1 protein-coding gene is annotated in these 1,552 nt (G+C 32.6%); it reads right to left on the minus strand.

The window, feature by feature from the left end; translation table 11 throughout:
- Window positions 1-105: 105 nt before the first annotated feature.
- Window positions 106-1,479 (minus strand): IS5 family transposase, encoded by a 1,374-nt coding sequence (locus OWK30_RS11445; protein ID WP_423326611.1) that lies wholly within the window; start codon window positions 1,477-1,479, stop codon window positions 106-108.
- Between the last annotated feature and the right edge of the window lie 73 nt (window positions 1,480-1,552).

A 1,552-nucleotide genomic window follows, 5' to 3' on the forward strand; every position in this document is an offset into this window, starting at 1 on the left:
GTAAAACAGTATCTACCTTTGGATAGTAAAGTTAATAGAAAATTATTTAATTCCTACTGAAAAATTCATTTTTCACATTTTTTCATCTTTTTGGTAATTCATTATTTATAAACAAACGGTCTTAAACTCTACAATTGTAGTAACAATAACCAACAAAATTCTATAAAATGACAATACTCCATCCTTTTCAGCACCAAAAAATAAAACAAAAGAAAAAAAGGCCAATAATAGCCTCAGGTTGTGACCTATCGCTGAAAATACCGCATTTATCTTGTCTCCCATCCTACCGTGAAGCTTGTTCTTATCAAATCGACACATTCGTTTCATATGACTTATTACAGCTTCTATAACACTACGGCGTTTCATCTTCCTCTTCAACAAATCATCAAATCTTTGCAAATTCTTAGGAACTACCACAACATCAACTTCTCCTTCATAATCATGTTTACGATAACCCAAATCCACAAAAGCTCGTCTTATCTTACCAAAAAATCTTAAACGTTCTTCCGCATCACTTAAATTATCTGATAACGTGTGACCATCGTAAGGGTTACCTGAAAATACCTTGCAACTAAAAACAAATCCTTTACTTAAACTGCTTACTATTCCGGTTTTTACTCCAAACTCATACCTCTTATGAAGCTTACCTTTACTGATACACTCAACCTCAGGTGCCCATAAGCTGTATAATTTATTCTTACTACTCCTTTTGCGCTCTTTTAAACTTTCATAATAGTCCTTCAATTTCAAAAATTCTTCCTCTGATTTCTCATAATCCAACAAACGCTTCTCTATCTCACGATACAACCTTAAACTCCTCGTTCTAACTCGCTTTAGTACCTTCGCAGCACGTTTAAACTGTTTAGCATGAATATAACCGCTGTATTTCCTTAACAATTTCTTACATGATTTTTCATAACTGTTCTTTAATTTCATACCTTTTTGCTTCCGGTATCTATTTAATAATACAATAAAATCATAATATAACTGAATATCCGTCGGATACTTTATCTCCTTCTCCTGCACCGTCGTATCAACTGCTACTTCTGAAATATCTTCTTTCTTCAAATATCCTTCCGAAAAACCTACTCGTATTGTTTCTGATAACAATTCATCTAATTCTTTTTCCTTTAACCGTTTCCTAAATTTCGTCATACTGCTTGAATCTATTGGCAATTCCTTCTGAAATACCTTCTCTCCTGTAAAATATTGCCAATATGGATTTTCTAACCAACGATTCAATACTTCAACATCACTCATATTGTATGTGTATTTCAAATAATGAAGACCTATCATTAAACGAATACTAATACCAGGACGGCCTTTCTTTTCGTGGTAAAGGCTACCAAATATCTCTTCTAATTTAGACCAATCTATCGCATCTGCTAATTTTACCAACGGATGATTCATATCTATTATGTTAACTAAGGGTGGATATAAATACTCTTCCAATGGAAAATCTTTCTTTTTTGGTTTCATTATTTCCCCCACTTTTTTGGCTAAAATGACACATTCTCAAGGGAAATTATACTCTAAAATCAATATAAAAACA

Origin of the sequence: Deferribacter abyssi, assembly GCF_049472655.1 — a bacterium.
Classification (GTDB): domain Bacteria; phylum Chrysiogenota; class Deferribacteres; order Deferribacterales; family Deferribacteraceae; genus Deferribacter; species Deferribacter abyssi.